Genomic DNA, 18,705 nt, shown 5'->3' with positions numbered 1-18,705 from the left:
TTTAAATCCTGTTAATTGAGGAAACTAATGCTGATCCAGCCCAAGGCTGTCGCGTAATAATTGTAACCGCTCCATATCGCCATCGCTGGCCGCTTGCTGGAGGGATTTGGTTGGAGCATGAATCAGGCGGTTGGTCAGCTTGTGGGCCAGTTCATTGATCACTTGATCCACATTCGCACCCTGCTCAATGGCCGCCAGCGCTTTGGCGGTCATCTCACTGCGAATCTGTTCAGCCTGAGAACGGTAATCCCGAATGGTTTCTACCGCCCCCTGCGAACGCAGCCAAGCCATAAAATTCATGCTTTCCTGCTGTACTATAGATTCAGCCTGCACCGCCGCGGCCTTACGCTGTGCCAGATTGTGCTGAATAATTGCCTGTAAATCATCCACGCTATACAGATAGGCGTTAGCCAATTTGCCGACTTCGGGCTCGATGTCCCGCGGTACGGCAATATCGACAAACAGCATCGGCTGATTACGGCGCGCTTTTAGCGCACGCTCGACCATACCTTTACCGATGATCGGTAACGGGCTGGCCGTTGAACTGATAATGATATCGGCGTCGGCTAGGCGGGCATCGATTTCCGGCAAGGTAATCACCTCGGCGTTAACTTCGTCCGCCAGAGACTGCGCCCGCTCACGGGTGCGGTTAGCGATAATCATATGTTTAACCTGATGTTCACGCAGATGACGCGCCACCAATTCGATGGTTTCACCTGCGCCCACCAGCAACACATTCAGTTCAGAAAGGGATTCGAAAATCTGCCGCGCCAGCGTACAGGCGGCAAAAGCCACCGACACCGCACTGGCACCGATATCGGTTTCAGTACGCACCCGCTTGGCTACGGAGAAGGTCTTTTGGAATAAACGCTCCAATTCACCGGAAAGGGATTGACCCCGCTGGGATTCAGCAAACGCCTTCTTAACCTGCCCGAGAATCTGCGGCTCGCCTAACACCAGCGAATCCAGACCGCTGGCTACCCGCATTAAGTGGCTGACGGCCTCATTATCATGATGCCAGTACAGGCTTTTTATGACCTCATCGCGGCTGAGGCGGTGGTAATTACACAGCCAGTCAACCAATTGCTCATGCAGATTTTCTTGCTGTTCTACACTGAGGTATAATTCGGTGCGGTTGCACGTAGACAACACCACACCGCCCTGCACCAGCGGTTGCTGGAGCAAGCTATTAAGCGCCCGGTCGATCGAGTCAGGTGAAAATGTCACCCGTTCACGTAACGAGACAGGAGCAGTTTTGTGATTAATGCCTAATGCGAGCAGGGTCATGAGAACGGCTTAGAGTAATACTTGTCTTAGTATGGATTCTCGTCTGAGTCGCATTCTACTTGATGCGCGAGATCAATTAAAGTCACACCGCATTATCCGTCCTAATATCACGGATATCGTGGGTAAATCGCTCACTGGATAAACAAGATATTGACGCTCCGCCTTACCACCGTTAGCGTGAGCACCTTGGCTGCAACTTTGCAGCACCCAAATGCCTCGCTGGTGAAAACCACGCTTTTAAAGGATTGATATTGATATGCCCATGCGCAAGGTCACTTTTTATCGCCTGCTTCCATTAGCCAGCCTGATGCTAGCCGCCTGTTCTACCACCACGTCGACTGGCCCGGCGACGAGCCCCACCTCGCCGCAGTGGCAACAGCATGAGCAACAATTGCAGCAACTCAGCCAGTTCCAGACCCGCGGCTCTTTCGCTTATATTTCAGATAAACAGAAAGTTTATGCCCGCTTCTTCTGGCAACAGTATTCTGCGGATCGTTACCGTCTGCTGCTCACCAATCCGCTGGGCAGCACCGAGATGGAGCTGGTCGTGCAGCCGGGCGTTACTCAACTGACGGATAATCAGGGCAAACGCTACGTTAGCGATAACCCAGAAGAAATGATCGCCAAACTCACCGGCATGGACATTCCTATCAATAGCCTGCGCCAATGGATTCTCGGCCTGCCCGGCGAAACCAACAATTTTACCCTCGACGATAAATATCGCCTGAAGCAACTGGCCTATAAGCAGGGAAATCAGGTGTGGACCGTGGATTATCAAGAATATAACACCAAGGTGACCCCGGTTTTACCGAGTCGTCTGGAGCTGAAGCAGGATCAGCAACGCATCAAACTGAAAATGGATAACTGGACTGTCAAATGATCCACACCTGGCCTTCTCCGGCAAAACTGAATTTATTCCTTTATATCACCGGCCAACGCGCCGATGGTTACCATGAATTACAGACCCTATTCCAGTTTCTCGATTACGGTGACAGCCTCACTATCATACCGAGAAATGATAACCAGATTTGTTTACTTACGCCGCTAGAAGGGGTGGAAAACGAACACAATCTGATCGTGCGAGCAGCACGTTTATTGCAGCAACATACAGCAGGTTCTGGCACCCCCCACGGAGCGGATATTTCAATCGAAAAATGCCTGCCAATGGGAGGCGGTTTAGGCGGAGGTTCCTCCAACGCGGCGACGGTATTAGTCGCCTTAAATCACCTGTGGCAATGCGGATTGAGTGATGGAGAATTAGCCGATCTCGGCCTGCAACTGGGTGCCGACGTGCCGGTATTTGTGCGCGGTCATGCCGCCTTCGCCGAAGGAATTGGCGAAAAATTGCAGCCCGCGCAGCCCATTGAGCGCTGGTATTTGGTCGCACACCCCGGCGTTAGCATCCCAACGCCAATTATTTTTTCCGATCCGGATTTAACCAGAAACACGCCAGTTCGCCCCTTGGCGGCACTTTTAGCCGCTCCTTACGCAAATGATTGCGAACCGATCGCAAGAAAACGTTTTCGCGAGGTTGAACAGGTTCTTTCATGGCTGTTACAATACGCCCCGTCGCGCCTAACCGGGACCGGCGCTTGTGTATTTGCTGAATTTGATACCGAGTCATCGGCCCGTCAGGTGTTAAGTATTGCCCCGGAGTGGTTACAGGGTTTTGTGGCTCGTGGCGTTAACGTCTCACCACTGCATCTTGTACGCTCTGGAAAAGTTGAGAAATAAGCAGCGATTTGCGTGGCAATTCAGGTTTTTCCGTAGCATTAGGGGTTATCCTGCGTAGCCAACACGTTGCCTTCTTAACTGAATTAAAAGCCGGCTCATAACGCTCTTTTAGGTTAACAATGTTTTGGTTTTAAATACCCGTATGTATATTGCAATCAGTAGGATGAATCCCCCCTAACTACTGGCTGACAATATCTTCTCTGGACGCAAGCCTGAGGTTCTTCTCGTGCCTGATATGAAGCTTTTTGCTGGTAACGCCACCCCGGAACTAGCACAACGTATTGCCAACCGTTTGTACACCAGTCTTGGTGACGCCGCTGTAGGTCGTTTTAGCGACGGCGAAGTGAGCGTGCAAATCAACGAAAATGTACGCGGTGGTGATATTTTCATCATCCAGTCCACCTGCGCACCCACGAACGATAACCTGATGGAATTGGTTGTCATGGTTGATGCCCTGCGTCGCGCCTCCGCAGGACGTATTACTGCCGTTATCCCTTACTTCGGTTACGCTCGTCAGGATCGCCGTGTGCGTTCTGCTCGTGTGCCTATCACTGCCAAAGTTGTTGCCGATTTCCTCTCAAGTGTTGGGGTTGACCGTGTATTGACAGTGGACCTGCATGCTGAACAGATCCAAGGCTTCTTTGATGTGCCGGTTGATAACGTATTTGGTAGCCCAATCCTGCTGGAAGATATGCTGCAGCAGAATCTGGAAAACCCAATCGTTGTTTCACCAGATATCGGCGGTGTAGTTCGTGCACGGGCTATTGCTAAACTGCTGAACGACACCGATATGGCTATTATCGACAAACGCCGTCCGCGTGCTAACGTTTCCCAGGTGATGCATATCATCGGTGACGTTGCTGGCCGTGACTGTGTGCTGGTTGACGATATGATCGATACCGGTGGCACTCTGTGTAAAGCTGCTGAAGCCTTGAAAGAACGTGGTGCCAAACGCGTATTTGCTTACGCGACACACCCGATCTTCTCTGGTAACGCGGTGGAAAACATCAGAAATTCAGTAATTGATGAAGTGATTGTTTGCGATACCATTCCGCTGTCTGCGGAAATCAAAGCGTTGAAAAACGTTCGTACTCTGACTCTGTCCGGTATGCTGGCTGAAGCCATCCGCCGAATCAGCAACGAAGAGTCCATCTCTGCAATGTTTGAGCATTAATCACTCTCTGCAGCGCTTAGGCGCTGCAAGTCGGGCATAGGTTGTTTCTGACTTATCGCCGCACTGACAGTGATTTGCGGTTAAACGCAGAAAAAGAAAAACCCGTTGAAGCGCAAGCAACAACGGGCTTTCTACTCTTGAGCAGTCATTTAATTCCCTTCCCTCAGTCTGAATTATTCAGCTGCATTTCCGGTAACATTTTCAGGCCTAACACTTCACTGACGATAAGTACGTCATTATTATGAGTGTCGCTCATTACGGCGGCAGCGTTTATCGAAATGCTTGACCCACCAATAGCGATCCGCCACCTCTTCCCGGCCGCCAATTCTCGCACCGACCAGCCAGAGCAAGGCACCTACAAAAATGCTCATGACCGCACCGTGGGAGAAGAACTGTGGTAAACCAAGTTGAGAAACTTCGGTCAGGATAGAGTAACCCACCCCAACAACCATAGTGACTAGACCCAGCCCCATCAGCACGTTACCTAACGTTGTTGCGGTTTTGCGTTTCATATGCCACCTCCTGCATTCACTTCCTTTAAACAATTCTTCCTAGTGAATTGTTCACCTGTACTTAATGACTAAGTATAGTCAGGGAAAGCATAAGGGTATTGCGGAGACGATCACATCTGGCAAAGATATTTCTATAAATCTTTACATTGAGCGATTATTTGACCTAATTGTTGAATAATTAGCCATGCTTAGTATTTACCTTATCCGCGGGTTTTACCTTTATTCTCCCCCTTATTTTTGTGATTCTACGCGGCGACGGGTAAACTAGGGTTCTTTAATCTCTAAGTAATAGCGAATAACGACGTGAGCAGCATTAAATTGATCGTTGGCCTGGCAAATCCAGGCGCTGAATATGCCCAAACCCGCCATAACGCCGGTGCCTGGTACGTAGATTTACTGGCTGAGCGTAATAATCAATCTCTGAAAGAAGAGAGTAAATTCTACGGCTACACTGCCCGTTTAAACTTGGCCGGTCAGGATGTTCGATTACTGGTTCCCTCCACCTTTATGAATCTCAGCGGCAAAGCGGTTTCTGCCATGGCCAGCTTCTATCGTATTTTGCCGGAAGAAATTTTAGTGGCGCACGATGAACTGGATATTCCGCCCGGCGTGGCTAAATTAAAGCTGGGTGGCGGTAACGGTGGCCATAACGGTCTAAAAGATATCCAAAGCAAATTGGGTAATAATCCCAATTTTTACCGCTTGCGTATCGGTATTGGCCATCCGGGAGATAAAAGTAAAGTCACCGGATTTGTATTAGGTAAACCGCCGGCGAGCGAACAAACGTTAATTGATGATGCCATCGATGAAGCTATTCGTTGTACCGAGGTTTTATTAAAAGAAGACGTGACCAAGGCTATGAATCGCCTGCATTCTTTTAAAGCCAACGCATAATATTTCCCTTGCCCTCATATTAAGCACCGAGGGCAAGGATAAATATTATAAATAACGCCAATACACTTTAATTTATTAGGATTGAGACTATGGAATGGGGTTCAATTTCAGATATCGTCATTGCGATTTCCAGTGCCATTATGGCAATCACTGCGGCCCTAGTCGCGATAAAATGGTTTGATAATAAAAAGACGGAGCAAACTGCTTTATTGGTCGAGCAGTTTTTGAAACTGACTTACGATACAGTAAGAAGTATCCGTGCCTTAAAAAGAATTTGCGAGAATCGCAGCATAAAGAACGTTGATTTTCAATCGAAGAAAGTGGGTGAATTTAATAAAGCCATACGGCTGGCCTGTATTTCCCTCGACTTTTGGGGGGAATATAAAACCAGCGCCGAATTTAATGAGCTTAAAGATAAGTTAAAATCCGCGTGTTATAAATGTCGAATGTCCAGCCGAAAGGCCATTTCAGCAGAAAACACGATCAATGAAGAAAAATATGAAGAAATCATTCAATGCTGCGAAAATTATATCGTACTGCACAAAAAACTAAGAAAACTCTCACTCAGAAACATGTTAAACAAATAATTAATTAATATAGCAGGCCGTCGCGCTGCCACGGGCTCCGGTCTTGCTGTAAACCACACCTGGCACCATCACTTTAACCCGACGATTATTATATTGACCAACAATATTCTTTAATCCGTCAGTACAGAAAAACTTATCCCACTCATCCGATTTTTTCTGGTTAGCGACTTTATTACCGTTAGTTTCATAGCGATCGGTTAATGCGCTAAAACGCATTAAATAGCTGTCCATTTCTGGCGAAGTCATCACCTTCTTCACGCCGATATATTTAATGCTGTTATCGGAGCGACGCTCGACTAATTTTCCATAATTATCGATTTGCTCTAACCAGGTCAAAGGCCGCTCAGTATCCACTCTGGTTAAATAATGCGTGATCGTGACGCCCAGCAAAGTGCCAAATAAGATCACCAACAACCATTTAAAGCCGCTCATCACCATATTTAATACCCTATCAGAACAGTAATACGCCAAAGTTGGCATCAGGTTTAATCACTGGTTATCGGCAGCAAACCGGTAATGCTGTAGGTTTTTATACGGCATTACCTTGTCGATCTCTCACTCAGACCGAAAGCGATAAATTTAACAAACTAAGATTATATGCAAGAACAACAAATTATGGCTGACTATCTGCATCTCAGCTAAAGATATACCCGCAAAATACAAAGGCTAAACCGCAGTTAAAATCACTGCGTCAAACAGTAGGATCGAGATAAATCGTCATTATGTGTATAATGACGGCATAAATTTTGATTACATCGGCGGGTTAAACCTAACCAGCTGATTTTTAAGTTATTTAAGGTGATATAAACATGGGATTCAAATGCGGTATCGTTGGTCTGCCAAACGTTGGTAAATCCACCCTGTTCAACGCGTTGACACAAGCGGGTATTGAAGCAGCGAACTTCCCGTTCTGTACCATTGAACCTAACACGGGTGTGGTGCCCATGCCGGACCCGCGTCTGGACCAATTAGCTGAAATTGTTAAACCGCAGCGTATTCTGCCAACCACTATGGAATTCGTCGATATTGCCGGACTGGTAAAGGGCGCATCCAAAGGCGAAGGCCTGGGCAACCAGTTCCTGACCAACATTCGCGAGACTGAGGCGATTGGCCACGTAGTTCGTTGTTTCGAAAACGACAACATCATCCACGTTGCAGGTAAAGTTGATCCGGCTGACGATATTGAGACCATCAATACCGAACTGGCGCTGTCCGATTTAGACACCTGTGAGCGCGCCATTCATCGTGTACAGAAAAAAGCTAAAGGCGGCGATAAAGACGCTAAAGCTGAGCTGGAAGCATTGGAAAAATGTCTGCCACACCTCGAAAATGCCGGGATGTTGCGTGCATTGAAGACTCTGACAGCTGAAGACAAAGCAGCAATCCGCTACTTAAGCTTCCTGACATTGAAACCAACGATGTATATCGCCAACGTTAATGAAGATGGCTTCGAAAATAACCCGTATCTGGATCAAGTGCGCGCAATTGCCGCGGCTGAAGGTTCCGTCGTGGTTGCCGTATGTGCGGCCGTTGAATCTGATATTGCCGAGATGGAAGACGAAGATCGCGCTGAATTTATGGCCGAATTAGGTATCGAAGAACCCGGTCTGAACCGCGTTATCCGTGCCGGTTACGAACTATTGAACCTGCAAACTTACTTCACCGCAGGTGTAAAAGAAGTACGTGCATGGACCATCCCAGTCGGTGCAACTGCTCCGCAGGCCGCAGGCAAAATCCATACCGATTTCGAGAAAGGCTTTATCCGCGCTCAGACTATCGCTTTCGAAGATTTCATCACCTACAAAGGTGAGCAAGGCGCGAAAGAAGCAGGCAAAATGCGTTCAGAAGGTAAGGACTATATCGTTAAAGATGGCGATGTCATGAACTTCTTGTTTAACGTCTAATTCGTTTCTGTTGTCTCATGCGATCTCTGTGAATCGCATGAAAAATGGAAAACATCATAAAATCCACGTGGTTGCGTGGATTTTTTTGTTTCAGTACATCAAGTAAAAACTATTTATTCAGTTCGCCAACAAGGTTGCTATTGTCCCACTGAATAGTGGGTTATGAGCATAACAGCCTCATTCACCGGTGATATCCCTGGAGTAAGCGGTTTATTCCCCGATAAGCTTGTAACCGTGCCGTTCAGGCCGAAAAACAGATCCATGAATCAATGCTTCCAGATGGATGTAATAACCGTTCACGCCATCCAGAAGCAAACCATCATCAACATTTTTGAGATTAACTTTATATTGCTGCTGAGAATTAACCCGTAGTTTACCAATGGCCTTTTCTGTAGTCTCAGCCACGCTGTCCGCTAGAAAAACACAAATCATTTGATTCAGCTAGATTATCAGGAAGATATCCGCCTACATTGACGAAATAAAGCTTTTTAGCACTTTTAGAAAACCTGTCGGAAAGACGAATACGGTAACCATCAACCCACTGTAATGTTCCGTAGCCATCAACATGAAATTTTATCCTTGTCTCCAAGCCTTGCTTCGCGCAATGGCCGCCAGGTATCCTGAGCTTTATGCGCCGTCGTAAGCTGAATATCGTGGACCTCTATATTCGATTCCCCGGCATTTGACCAATATAAAACACGTAAAAATTCATCATCGCTCCCCGAAATTCGCTAGAAATGAAACATGGCAATTTTCAGCGTCTCAAAGAAAACATCAGCGCATATTGTTTATTGGCTCATTAGCTTCACTAAAATCCAAGTGTGAATTCAAATAGGTTCGCATTTTAAGAGCATGTTCTCTTGATGTATTTTTGATATAAATAACAAACAAATAGCTATAAATCAGTTATTGCTGACACATAAAAACCAGCATCTCGACTGCCCTCTTCTGAGCCATCAGTAATCTCGTAAGAATACGATATGTTATATATTCACCTACTTATTATTCACCCACTCGGTCTGGTTAATGCCTACACTTGCGTTCCCCTTTCCCTGATATTCCCCTCGTTTACTTCTGAAATGGTAAAGCAATTAAACGGGCCAATGACTCCACATTTTCAGCCGCAATACAGCTAAAGTGATTTCCTTCAATATGAGTTACCTTCATTGTTCCTAAACAGATCTCACGCCAAAACGCTAATGTCTGACTATCAATTCCTGGCGCGAAATCATAACCTTGCTGAGGTAGCAAAAAACGAATATCACCCAAATAAGGTGTGGGCGTGAAGCGCCCAGAGAGAAAACTTTGGCGAAATACGGTGAAAAGCTCCATAGCCTTCTCGACCGACATAGCTTGCCCAACGTGACGTGCCTGAGCTGCAACATAACATTCAAATCGTTGATGCTGAGTTTTGGTGTTCAACGTTCTAAACAGTTCGCCGACCTGATCCAATTCGCCACCGTTACCTATAGCACCTAGCGAATCTATGGGGATGATTCCATTATTAGCTTCAATAACCTGCATAAAACCCTGAACCAATAGGTTACTATTTATGGCACCTAATTCTAGCTGCTCTATTGAGATACTCAGATTAGGTAGAAACAACATTTCGATCATCAATTCATCGTGGACGTCAAAGCGCACCGGATGACTGCTGACTAATACCAAGTCTAGGATGTTAACGCCACGATCTTTTAGACGTCTGGCAACTTCAACGGCATAAAGCCCTCCCAGACAGTACCCCAAAAGTTGGCATTGTTGATATCCGGCCGCAAGTAAGAAGGTGGCATAATCATCTGCAACCAGTTCCACCAACCTTTCACTATCTAGTGCACAATATTTCTTATCGTCATCGACGCTAATACCGATCACCGCTCCCACAGATTGCTCAGCCATTTCAGTCAATAACGGTTGGAAGCCATCCATTGAGCCTAAGCCCGCGTGAAAGACTATGCGGGTAACATCGGTCTTACCTCCTCCGTAGTGATAAAATATGCCGTTACTTCCAAAGGGTTTAGCGTTTTCTTCACCCATAGCATGGTGATGATGGCTAATATTCATCGCCGACATTTTGGGATAATGCCAAATATATTCAGCCAGCGCTTCAATGGTTGGTTGATTTAGCATTAGATATAACAATGCATCAAAAGGGACCTCATCAACACCATAAGGCGCTCCTTTTAGCTGTTCACGCATTCGTCTAGCCATCCGCGCCATAATCAGCGAATCGGCCCCCATTTCATACAGATTCTGCGATTGTGTCAGTTGCGTCACGCCTAGCGCATCTCTCCACATTTCAGCCAGCTTGTTATTTAACAGATTCGCATTATCAGATGTCGTTGGCTGGCGTTGATAATGTTGCCAAGCAGCCATTTGCCACTGACGTAATTGTTTGCGATCCAGTTTACTGTTGGCAGTTAATGGCAGTTTATCAACTATTTGCCACTGCTCCGGAATCATATAATCGGGAAGCCGCATCCGAAGAAAGGCCCTGACCTGAGTCACTGTAAGGTAAGCACGCTGAGTTTTTAACCGCACGGCAAAAATATGCTGGCCCAAAGAAAACAGCGGATGCGACGATTCGGGTAAGCAAATAACTTCTCCATCGGTGTAGTGAGCAAGCCGGGTTAGCCAGTCGTTTCGGCTTAAATAAGCAGCCTTAGAACGAGTTAAATCCGCGGAAGTCTTCATCATAAAAGCCTGTGAAGCCAGTATCCACGGATATTCCTGCGTGGATTCAACCAGAACTAAACAAGCGCCCGGCGCTGCCAGTTCAATCAATTGGCATAAGGCCTCCTCCTGATGACTGATGTTTCCCAGCACGCCATCGACTAGCACAATATCAAACCCATTTGGCTGTAGCCCCTGACTACGGTAATCCTGTTCAATATCGAATGGGATGAATGAGATATCGGGAAAATTACCGAAATTCGCGCGTGCTTCCGAAAGGAAAAAGGTGGATATGTCGGTGAAGCGATAATCAACGGAATAGCTGCGAAGAATCGATAATACTGCCTGAGTCATTGAACCACTTCCTGCACCGATCTCAAGTATTCGTAAACGCCGATTAGATAAACGATCTGACGCAATATTTCCGATTAAATGACTCACCGTATCATTGAGATACTGCGCCATCATATTCTCGCAATACAATGCCTGAACGACAGCCATATCTCCTTGTGGTAGCAACAGTTTTTTGGCATCCAGCGCCCCCTTCAACAGCGCTGGTAAGCTATCAGCACAGCGTTTCAGATAGCCAAGAAATTCCGAGCTGGCCAGAACGTTATTCCATAAACATTCCGCTTCTCGCCAGCGACGATGCCCCTCATTCTGGTTTATTCGGTTAGTCAGCATGACGGAACCATCAGCAGCTTTTAGTAACCATTTTTCACTTAATAGCACCGCAAACCATCGTTCTATGAGCCAATAGAAATCGGGTGAGATCGCACTATCACCTATCCATTGTTCTGTATTTTCCCTGTCATTTAGCGCAAATAACCCTAACTGTAATAAAGCCGAAAGCATTGAATCCAACATAGCCTCGTTCAATGACGCTAACGCAGCAACAACTTGAGAAGCAGTGTATTCATATGAGATATGTTTAGAACGGAACTCCAACCTATTTCGTCGCTTAAGGTTGAGGTTTATCTGTATCGGATCAGACTGAACAGTGGATTGGCGTGTTTCTACTGCGGCAAATAGTGAAATATGACCTTCAAACTCGCTGATCGCCACCCCTGCGGCCGCTACGCCTGGGTGCTGACACAGTACCGATTCAATTTCACCCAGTTCAATGCGCTGTCCGTTGATTTTGGTTTGGCAGTCTTCGCGCCCCAGAAATTCAATTTCGCCTCCCGGAAGATAGCGGCCAAAGTCGCCGCTACGAAACAACCGAGAATGTGTTTCCTTATGGGTTATAAAGCGCTGGGATGTTGTGAATTCATCCCCTATATAACCTATCGCTACTCCGTCACCACCGATATAAATCTCACCTTTACTCCAAACCGGGCAATCATGCGTGTTCTCATCCAGAACATGCAATCTCTGGTTGGCCAAAGGAAAACCGTAAGGAATACTACGCCACCCCGGTTGAGCACCTTGATAACAATGATAGTTTGACCAAATCGCAGCTTCCGTCGCCCCACCCAATACCACCAATTGAAGCTGTGGGAATCGAGCCTTCAGGGCGTCAGGTAAACCAGGCCGCACCCAATCGCCGGAAACTAACGCCAAACGCCAGGCTGGCATACGAATTGGCGGCATACTGGTTAAATAGGTCTCCAGAATTTGGATCATTGCAGGAACCGTATTCCATAGCGTAATGCCATGTTTGTGCATCAATTCAACCCAATGAGCCGGATCGGATGCGGATGCACAATGAGATGGCGGATAAACCAAGGATCCCCCAACAGAAAGCAGGCCTAGCGCATCATAAATCGAGAGATCAAAATCCAAATGAGCTAAGCCTAACACTCTGTCTTGAGAGGAAACTTTAAACTTGCGGTTAATATCCAATATGGTGTTGAGCGCCGAACGATGAGATACCGTGACGCCTTTGGGTCGCCCCGAAGAACCTGATGTATAAATGACATAAGCTGGCGATTCTGACGTTATAGTCGGAACTATGATGTCATGACACTGAGATTTAAGACGATCAATATCTACCCGTTTTAATTCTGTAGGCCAACGCATAGTAATCTTTGAAGTGGTCAATACCAGCCTGCATCCAGCATCTTTAAGGATGAAAAAACGGCGCACTTCCGGTTGCCCAACATCAATTGGGACATAAACAGCACCTACGGAAAAAATACCTAACAGCGCCGAAATCTGTTCCGCGCCTTTATTCATCACCACCGCAACGCATTCACCGCTACGACATCCTAACAGTTGCAAACGATTCGCCACCGCCCTCGCTCGTTCAGTCAATTCGCCATAGCTAACTGATTGTTGTGAGTCGATAACAGCTGCGGCGCCCGGCGTTCGTTCAGCCTGCTGAAATATGGCCTGATGCAACAGCTTCGAGGTAATTTTCATCATGGTACTATTGGCTTTTTGCCGTTCTTTTCGCTGCCATGCAGGAAGCGGTAGCGGATGTTTTTGTCGCCAGAGACCAACGGAATCAACGAGCCCAAGCAACAACTCACTGAAGACGTCAAACATATCATCCGTCATTCCCATAGGATATATTCCCTCGCGGATATCCCAGTTAATCTGTAATCCGTGTGCGTCATCTGCCGCCTGGCAATTAATAAATACCTGAGGCGCCTGTGTGATACCGCGCCCATCCAAACGACCATCACTACTCAGCAAAGAGTTATAATCCCTTAATCCAATTGCGCTGGTGAATACAACCGGCATGAGCGCGGCCTCCCGCCCTTTCTGCCTAACCAGCTCCCGCAATACCTCAGCGCCTGAAAACAGGCGATGATCCAGATGAGTAAAAAGCTGTGCGCTGATAGCTTTGGCCTGTTGCACAAAGGAATTATCTGACTGCCAGTCAACGGGAAATAGGCTGACGGATGTAAAATCGCCAACGACCTGTTCTATCTGCGGATAAGTAGCCAAACGATTGAGCACCGTTAAGCTCAGGCAAAATTTTTTATTCAGGCTCCAACGCGCAATAACCGCACAGAAAGCGGTTAATACAATTGAGGTCGGGGTTAACCCGTGTGCCGTTGCATGCTGCTTTAAATCCAACCAGTCCTCATTATCAAGCCTCAGATAACGCCGCCGGAAACGGGCGCTCTCCGGTTGAGGGAGATAATCGGCACGCGGTAACTCAGGGGCGGAGGGGAAATCAGCCAAACGTTGCAACCAATATTGCCGATCGCGAATATACTTCGGGCTACCGCGCAACTTCCGCTCTGCTAGTAAATAATCCCGGAAAGTGACATTTATCGGAACTAAGACCTTGTCAGGTTGGGCATACTGCCCTTCAAATTCAGCTAAAAGGAGGCAAATGCTGGACCAATCGGCCATTAATAAATCCATCGACAGATGCAGTACGCTGTATTCAGCCGTTCTGCTGATTCTTATTTCAAACAGTGGCCACTGTTGTGGATCGTATTTTTTATGGCTGAGTTCAGATCGTATTCGATCCAAACCGGTTTGTGCTTGCGTTGCCGTATGGTTCCTCATATCACCACAGGGAATGGCAAAAAAGGGAACCTTAGATAAAATTCGCTGGCTGTCGCTTGGCTCCATCACGACCCGCAGCATATCATGCCGCGCAATCAGCTGATTCCAAACGTTTTCCGCTCTTGACGCTACGAGATCTGGATAGGTGACTTCCAGATAAATGTGGCATCCAATGCCGCCGTAGCCATACACATTTTCACGTCCTGAAAGATAAGTTGCTTGCATATCTGTCAGAGGAAAAGGCTGGTAACGCTCAGCGGTATTTTCAAGCAGAATGAATTCATGCCGTTCTGCCAACAACTGGGTTAACAACACGGACTTGGCTGCTCGTAACGATTTTAAATCGGCTGGCGTCAGTGAACCTTCGGGCGCCCGATAGTGCAACTCCCCATCTTTCTCCCACAGCACGAGCCCCGCAGCCCGCAGCCGAGAAAGCAATACCGCCGCAGTGTCATCTGATGCCATATGATTCCCTCTGATTAAAAGTCCTTCTATTGTTCATTTATTAATTGGGCGAATATTTACATCATCCCAATTAGTTCATCGCGTCCATCCCCGGTAACGACGCCACTATTAACACCAGATAAATCAATCCATTCTCAGTGCTGTACAAAAAAATGGCACCGAATAAACGGTAAGCGTTTGGTATACCCCCCCAACCATGTGGTAATGATTTAAAATCACAAGATGAATATCGGTAAGTGCAGTAAAAGGAGACGTTAATGGTCAAAAAATACATCTAAAACTATTCCATTGGTGTACCATGACACGGACAGCTTTATTACAAAACAATTAGAATACTTATTATATTTCACAATGATTTGAGAGATTCTCGAAAAATAAAAAACGAAAGTAAATCTCAGAAAATCCCCATGACAATCCAATCATCGATTCAAACGTTACATATCAACATATCACCTGAACATAAAAAAACAAATATTAATTATCACGCACTGGCCATTAAGTATTTCTTAGCCATAAAACAAAAGGATGATAATTCCAATAAAATATATTACCCATAAAATAACCAATGATTAATAAACCCGTTTTTATATATATTAGAAAAATGAGGAAAGTCGTTAATGAGATCAGAAATCGCCTAGCAGCGAATAAATTACAGTTAATGAATCGGCCAAGCCGCTCAATTAATATTAATTAATTTATCAACATAAACATATAGTTATAAGTATATGGGCATTACAGCAAGATAATGCAAAAAGCACAACATCCGTTAATAAGCTTATTAAGCGAGCATCTCACACCTTCCTATTCAATCAAAATAAAAATATCGGCACTAAACAGACATTAAAAAGTATCTTCTGACATTAAAAAATGTAGATATAAAAACAACGTGCAATGAAAAACGTTATCGGGTGTTTTTCATAGAAGCAGACACCAATAAGCACATGAAATAACAAACCGCCCCATATCAATAAAACAAATCATCATTATTGACCGATAAAGTGACACTCCCTTTATCGGTGTGTGAATATGATTAAAAAATATATTGTTCATTACCAAACTAAACTGCAGGTAATAGATTAACCCACATTAGCTGGCTATTCTCAGCCAGGGGACGCAATTGCCCCCCTCTCATCGCTGGCGACCACCAACACCCCTGTTGATGAGATAACCGACGGCTTTCCTCGTACTGAATCTGCCAATCACCACAAATCACATACACCACACCGGCACGACTGACGGGCAATAACTGAGCATCAGAAATGATACTGACATCCGCGCGCCAGCAACCTCTTCGCGTCATGATATTAAAATCCTGACTGACACCTCCGAGCAATGTCGCCTCCAGTGGAATATCCCCCGGAAATGAGAATGGCCGCAAAGGTTGAGCGAGTTCGTGATCAATTTGCCCCTCTGCGCTATATAACCTGACTCCGTCACCCGCCAATAAGGTTATCGAACGTTCAACCTCCGGAAAGGTGGAGAACGGCCCGTTTTGTTCAATGGTCGCAATGCTGGCTCGCCAGCCAAAATCATCGCTGCCTACCGGCCAGCAGGCAATTTCACGGGTTTCTCCCCCACCATTGCGCCAGCGACTCACGGGTAAACTGGCATAATCAAAAAATGTCAGACTCATTAAGACGCCTCCCGCAGGCAGTCTTTCAGCACCGCCAAAAATGCCTGGGCGCTCAACTGCTGTAACGGATGGAAACCGCCAATAATGACCGGTTTACCGCCTACGTACACATCGCGGATCTGCGATTTATCACCGGCAAAAAGCCAGCGATTCAGTAACGATGATGAAGGTGTGCCGACAATGTAAGGATCGTCACCATCTAACACCAACCAATCTGCTCGATAGCCCACCGCCAATGCCCCAATTTGGGTACCGCAGGCCTGCGCACCGCCGGATAATGCCTGGCTATACAGTAAATCAGCCACCGCCGGTTGCTCAGGACTAGTCAGGCGATTACGCCGCTGATCCCGCAGCCGTTGCCCATACTCCAACCAACGCAGTTCCTCCACCACATTGAGGGAAACGTGACTATCGGAGCCTATTCCCCAGCGCCCATGATGCTGAATGTATTCAACCCCCGGAAAAATGCCGTCGCCCAGATTGGCCTCTGTGGTTGGGCAAAGCCCCGCCACTGCGTGACTGGCAGCCAGCGCGGTTAATTCATCATTATCCAGATGAGTGGCATGCACCAGACACCAGCGGCTATCTACCGGTAAATGATTATATAACCAAGCCACTGGTCGTTGACCGCTCCATGCCAGACAGTCATTCACTTCTTTCTGCTGCTCAGCGATATGGATGTGTACCGGCAACTGTTTATCCGACTCGGCCAGTATTTGCTGCATTTGCTCCAACTCTACCGCTCGCAGAGAATGAAAACACAGCCCCTGATTTTGTAGTGGTTGATGTTGTATCTGCTGGCCAATTCTCTGCTGTTGTTGCAAATAACTATCTACATCCTGAATGAAACGACGTTGACCGGGCTGCGCGGGCTGAGCGCCAAATCCGGCGTAGCTGTACAACACAGGTAACAGCGTCATGCCAATCCCTGCTTGTGCCGCAGCCTGACTGAGTTGCCCGGTCATTTCCCCGTTATCTGCATAAGGTTTACCCTCCGGATCATGGTGCAAATAATGGAATTCGGCCACTTGAGTGTAACCGCCCTTTAGCATCTCAATGTACAGCTGACGGGCAATAATACCGACCTGCTCAGGCGTCAACCGCTGGACTAATCGGTACATTAAATCACGCCATGTCCAGAAGCTATCCTGCGGATCTCCGGCGATTTCAGCCAGCCCCGACATCATGCGCTGAAAAGCGTGGGAATGAAGATTAGGCATACCGGGCAGGATTGGCCCGCCTAGCAACAGGCAACCAGCATCGCTACCACCGGTAATAATTTGCGAAATATGCCCCTGTGCGTCGACTTCCAAACGAACATCCGTGGCCCATCCGTCGGGTAAAAAAGCGCGTTTGGCAAAATATGCTGGCATAGTGAATCCCAAGGTTGTGATGACACGCAAACGCGCCGAGACACAGTCGCGTCAATAAATTAATCCGCCTACTTGTATATACATATACATACGCTAAATTCAACCGTAGACTTATCTTATTATTATTTCTTTGACGAGGTTAACGCCGTGGCTGAACAACAGTCCCTATTACAACTCACCAGCGCTATGGATGACGCTCCTGCCCCTATTTATCTTAGGGTTAAACAGGCCATCATTCGGCAAATCCGTTCGGGCGCCTGGCAGCCCCATCAGCGCGTTCCCTCAGAAAGTGAATTAGTGGCGGAATTAGGCGTCAGTCGCATGACCATTAACCGCGCGTTACGGGAACTGACCAGCGAGGGTTTTCTGGTTCGGATGCAAGGCGTAGGCACCTTCGTGGCTGAAGCCAAGGCACACAGTGCATTGCTGGCCGTGCACAATATTGCCGATGAAATTGCCGCGCGCGGGCATCGCCACAGCAGCAAAATTATCCTGTTGGAAGCTCGTCCCGCTGCGACAGAAGAAGCTACCGCATTGGGCATTCTGGCCGGACAACAGCTGTTCTACTCCCAGATTGTTCATTTTGAGAACGATATTCCGGTGCAGGTAGAAAATCGCTGCGTCAACCCGCTCACCGCCCCCGATTATATGCAGCAAGATTTTAGTCGCATCACGCCCTACAGCTATCTGACGCAGGCCGCGCCATTGACCGAAGGCGAGCATATTGTCGAGGCGGTCATGCCGGGGCCGGTAGAACGTAAATTACTGGCATTAAATGAAAATGAACCATGTTTATTGATTCGCCGCCGTACTTGGTTCGGCAAAGCCGTAGTCACGTCCGCTCAACTGCTGTATCCCGGTTCCCGCTATCAGCTATTTGGTCGATTTACACCACAGGGAACCCTAACATCCTGATAACAAATTAAAGGTGTGATAGCGCAAATTGCTGCATGTTGCCGGTTGCTGACCTTGGATTTATAGGCTAGGTTGTCTTTGATTGTATA

At 47.1% G+C, this 18,705-nt stretch carries 15 protein-coding genes; 7 read left to right on the top strand and 8 right to left on the bottom strand.

All coding sequences use genetic code 11. From position 1 onward, the window contains the following. Positions 1–24: 24 nt before the first annotated feature. Complete coding sequence (gene hemA / locus AD970_RS07325) at positions 25–1,287, bottom strand: glutamyl-tRNA reductase (RefSeq protein ID WP_049597648.1); 1,263 nt, start codon at positions 1,285–1,287, stop codon at positions 25–27. Positions 1,288–1,543: 256 nt separating this feature from the next. Between hemA and lolB the strand changes: the two genes are divergently transcribed. The 3 genes from lolB (at position 1,544) to prs (ending at position 4,195) form a co-directional block, all read left to right on the top strand. Beyond that, complete coding sequence (lolB, locus tag AD970_RS07320) at positions 1,544–2,167, top strand: lipoprotein insertase outer membrane protein LolB (RefSeq protein WP_049597647.1); 624 nt, start codon at positions 1,544–1,546, stop codon at positions 2,165–2,167. Continuing rightward, a complete protein-coding gene (gene ispE, locus AD970_RS07315) occupies positions 2,164–3,021 on the top strand; it encodes a 4-(cytidine 5'-diphospho)-2-C-methyl-D-erythritol kinase (RefSeq protein WP_049597646.1) in 858 nt (285 codons plus the stop codon). Before lolB ends, ispE begins: the two co-directional genes overlap by 4 nt. Positions 3,022–3,247: 226 nt before the next feature. Next, positions 3,248–4,195, top strand: coding sequence for a ribose-phosphate diphosphokinase (gene prs / locus AD970_RS07310; RefSeq protein ID WP_012006410.1), 948 nt, complete (start codon positions 3,248–3,250; stop codon positions 4,193–4,195). A 239-nt stretch (positions 4,196–4,434) separates the two neighbouring features. On the opposite strand, the gene ychH is transcribed toward prs, so the two are convergent. Continuing rightward, positions 4,435–4,707 (bottom strand): stress-induced protein YchH, encoded by a 273-nt coding sequence (gene ychH / locus AD970_RS07305; protein ID WP_049597645.1) that lies wholly within the window; start codon positions 4,705–4,707, stop codon positions 4,435–4,437. Between the two features lie 303 nt (positions 4,708–5,010). Between ychH and pth the strand changes: the two genes are divergently transcribed. Further along, positions 5,011–5,601: an aminoacyl-tRNA hydrolase gene (gene pth / locus AD970_RS07300; protein WP_049597644.1), complete on the top strand. Its 591-nt coding sequence runs from the start codon at positions 5,011–5,013 to the stop codon at positions 5,599–5,601. 89 nt (positions 5,602–5,690) lie between these two features. Continuing rightward, the gene (locus AD970_RS07295) at positions 5,691–6,188 is read left to right on the top strand and encodes a hypothetical protein (RefSeq protein ID WP_049597643.1); all 498 of its coding nucleotides are present in this window, start codon (positions 5,691–5,693) and stop codon (positions 6,186–6,188) included. Here the strand turns inward: AD970_RS07295 and AD970_RS07290 are convergent, their stop codons facing one another. Continuing rightward, positions 6,189–6,668, bottom strand: a complete 480-nt coding sequence (locus AD970_RS07290; RefSeq protein WP_157045475.1) for a hypothetical protein — start codon at positions 6,666–6,668, stop codon at positions 6,189–6,191. It abuts the gene before it with no gap. Positions 6,669–6,997: 329 nt separating this feature from the next. Between AD970_RS07290 and ychF the strand changes: the two genes are divergently transcribed. After that, positions 6,998–8,092, top strand: a complete 1,095-nt coding sequence (gene ychF, locus AD970_RS07285) for a redox-regulated ATPase YchF (protein ID WP_049597641.1) — start codon at positions 6,998–7,000, stop codon at positions 8,090–8,092. A gap of 210 nt (positions 8,093–8,302) precedes the next feature. Here the strand turns inward: ychF and AD970_RS20090 are convergent, their stop codons facing one another. The 5 genes from AD970_RS20090 to AD970_RS07265 form a co-directional block, all read right to left on the bottom strand. Further along, entirely contained in the window at positions 8,303–8,497 is a 195-nt protein-coding gene (locus AD970_RS20090; RefSeq protein WP_235786916.1) for a hypothetical protein, read from the bottom strand. A gap of 155 nt (positions 8,498–8,652) precedes the next feature. Next, positions 8,653–8,742: a hypothetical protein gene (locus AD970_RS20085; RefSeq protein ID WP_235786919.1), complete on the bottom strand. Its 90-nt coding sequence runs from the start codon at positions 8,740–8,742 to the stop codon at positions 8,653–8,655. 418 nt (positions 8,743–9,160) lie between these two features. Next, positions 9,161–14,695: a non-ribosomal peptide synthetase gene (locus AD970_RS07275; RefSeq protein ID WP_049597640.1), complete on the bottom strand. Its 5,535-nt coding sequence runs from the start codon at positions 14,693–14,695 to the stop codon at positions 9,161–9,163. 1,057 nt (positions 14,696–15,752) lie between these two features. Then, positions 15,753–16,328: a HutD/Ves family protein gene (locus AD970_RS07270; RefSeq protein ID WP_049597639.1), complete on the bottom strand. Its 576-nt coding sequence runs from the start codon at positions 16,326–16,328 to the stop codon at positions 15,753–15,755. Further along, positions 16,328–17,701, bottom strand: a complete 1,374-nt coding sequence (locus AD970_RS07265; RefSeq protein WP_049597638.1) for a formimidoylglutamate deiminase — start codon at positions 17,699–17,701, stop codon at positions 16,328–16,330. The genes AD970_RS07270 and AD970_RS07265 overlap by 1 nt, the downstream gene beginning before the upstream one ends. Positions 17,702–17,848: 147 nt before the next feature. Between AD970_RS07265 and hutC the strand changes: the two genes are divergently transcribed. Continuing rightward, entirely contained in the window at positions 17,849–18,616 is a 768-nt protein-coding gene (gene hutC / locus AD970_RS07260) for a histidine utilization repressor (RefSeq protein WP_049597637.1), read from the top strand. Positions 18,617–18,705 lie beyond the last annotated feature (89 nt).

Origin of the sequence: Yersinia nurmii, from assembly GCF_001112925.1 — a bacterium.
Classification (GTDB): domain Bacteria; phylum Pseudomonadota; class Gammaproteobacteria; order Enterobacterales; family Enterobacteriaceae; genus Yersinia; species Yersinia nurmii.
This window is presented reverse-complemented; position numbering and strand designations above follow the sequence as displayed.

Excerpts from the sequence above, each read along its gene's own strand:
- hemA (WP_049597648.1), bottom strand. The coding sequence starts at position 1,287 with ATGACCCTGCTCGCATTAGGCATTAATCACAAAACTGCTCCTGTCTCG.
- lolB (WP_049597647.1), top strand. The coding sequence starts at position 1,544 with ATGCCCATGCGCAAGGTCACTTTTTATCGCCTGCTTCCATTAGCCAGC.
- ispE (WP_049597646.1), top strand. The coding sequence starts at position 2,164 with ATGATCCACACCTGGCCTTCTCCGGCAAAACTGAATTTATTCCTTTAT.
- ychH (WP_049597645.1), bottom strand. The coding sequence starts at position 4,707 with ATGAAACGCAAAACCGCAACAACGTTAGGTAACGTGCTGATGGGGCTG.
- AD970_RS07295 (WP_049597643.1), top strand. The coding sequence starts at position 5,691 with ATGGAATGGGGTTCAATTTCAGATATCGTCATTGCGATTTCCAGTGCC.
- AD970_RS07290 (WP_157045475.1), bottom strand. The coding sequence starts at position 6,668 with ATGCCAACTTTGGCGTATTACTGTTCTGATAGGGTATTAAATATGGTG.
- ychF (WP_049597641.1), top strand. The coding sequence starts at position 6,998 with ATGGGATTCAAATGCGGTATCGTTGGTCTGCCAAACGTTGGTAAATCC.
- AD970_RS07275 (WP_049597640.1), bottom strand. The coding sequence starts at position 14,695 with ATGGCATCAGATGACACTGCGGCGGTATTGCTTTCTCGGCTGCGGGCT.
- AD970_RS07270 (WP_049597639.1), bottom strand. The coding sequence starts at position 16,328 with ATGAGTCTGACATTTTTTGATTATGCCAGTTTACCCGTGAGTCGCTGG.
- AD970_RS07265 (WP_049597638.1), bottom strand. The coding sequence starts at position 17,701 with ATGCCAGCATATTTTGCCAAACGCGCTTTTTTACCCGACGGATGGGCC.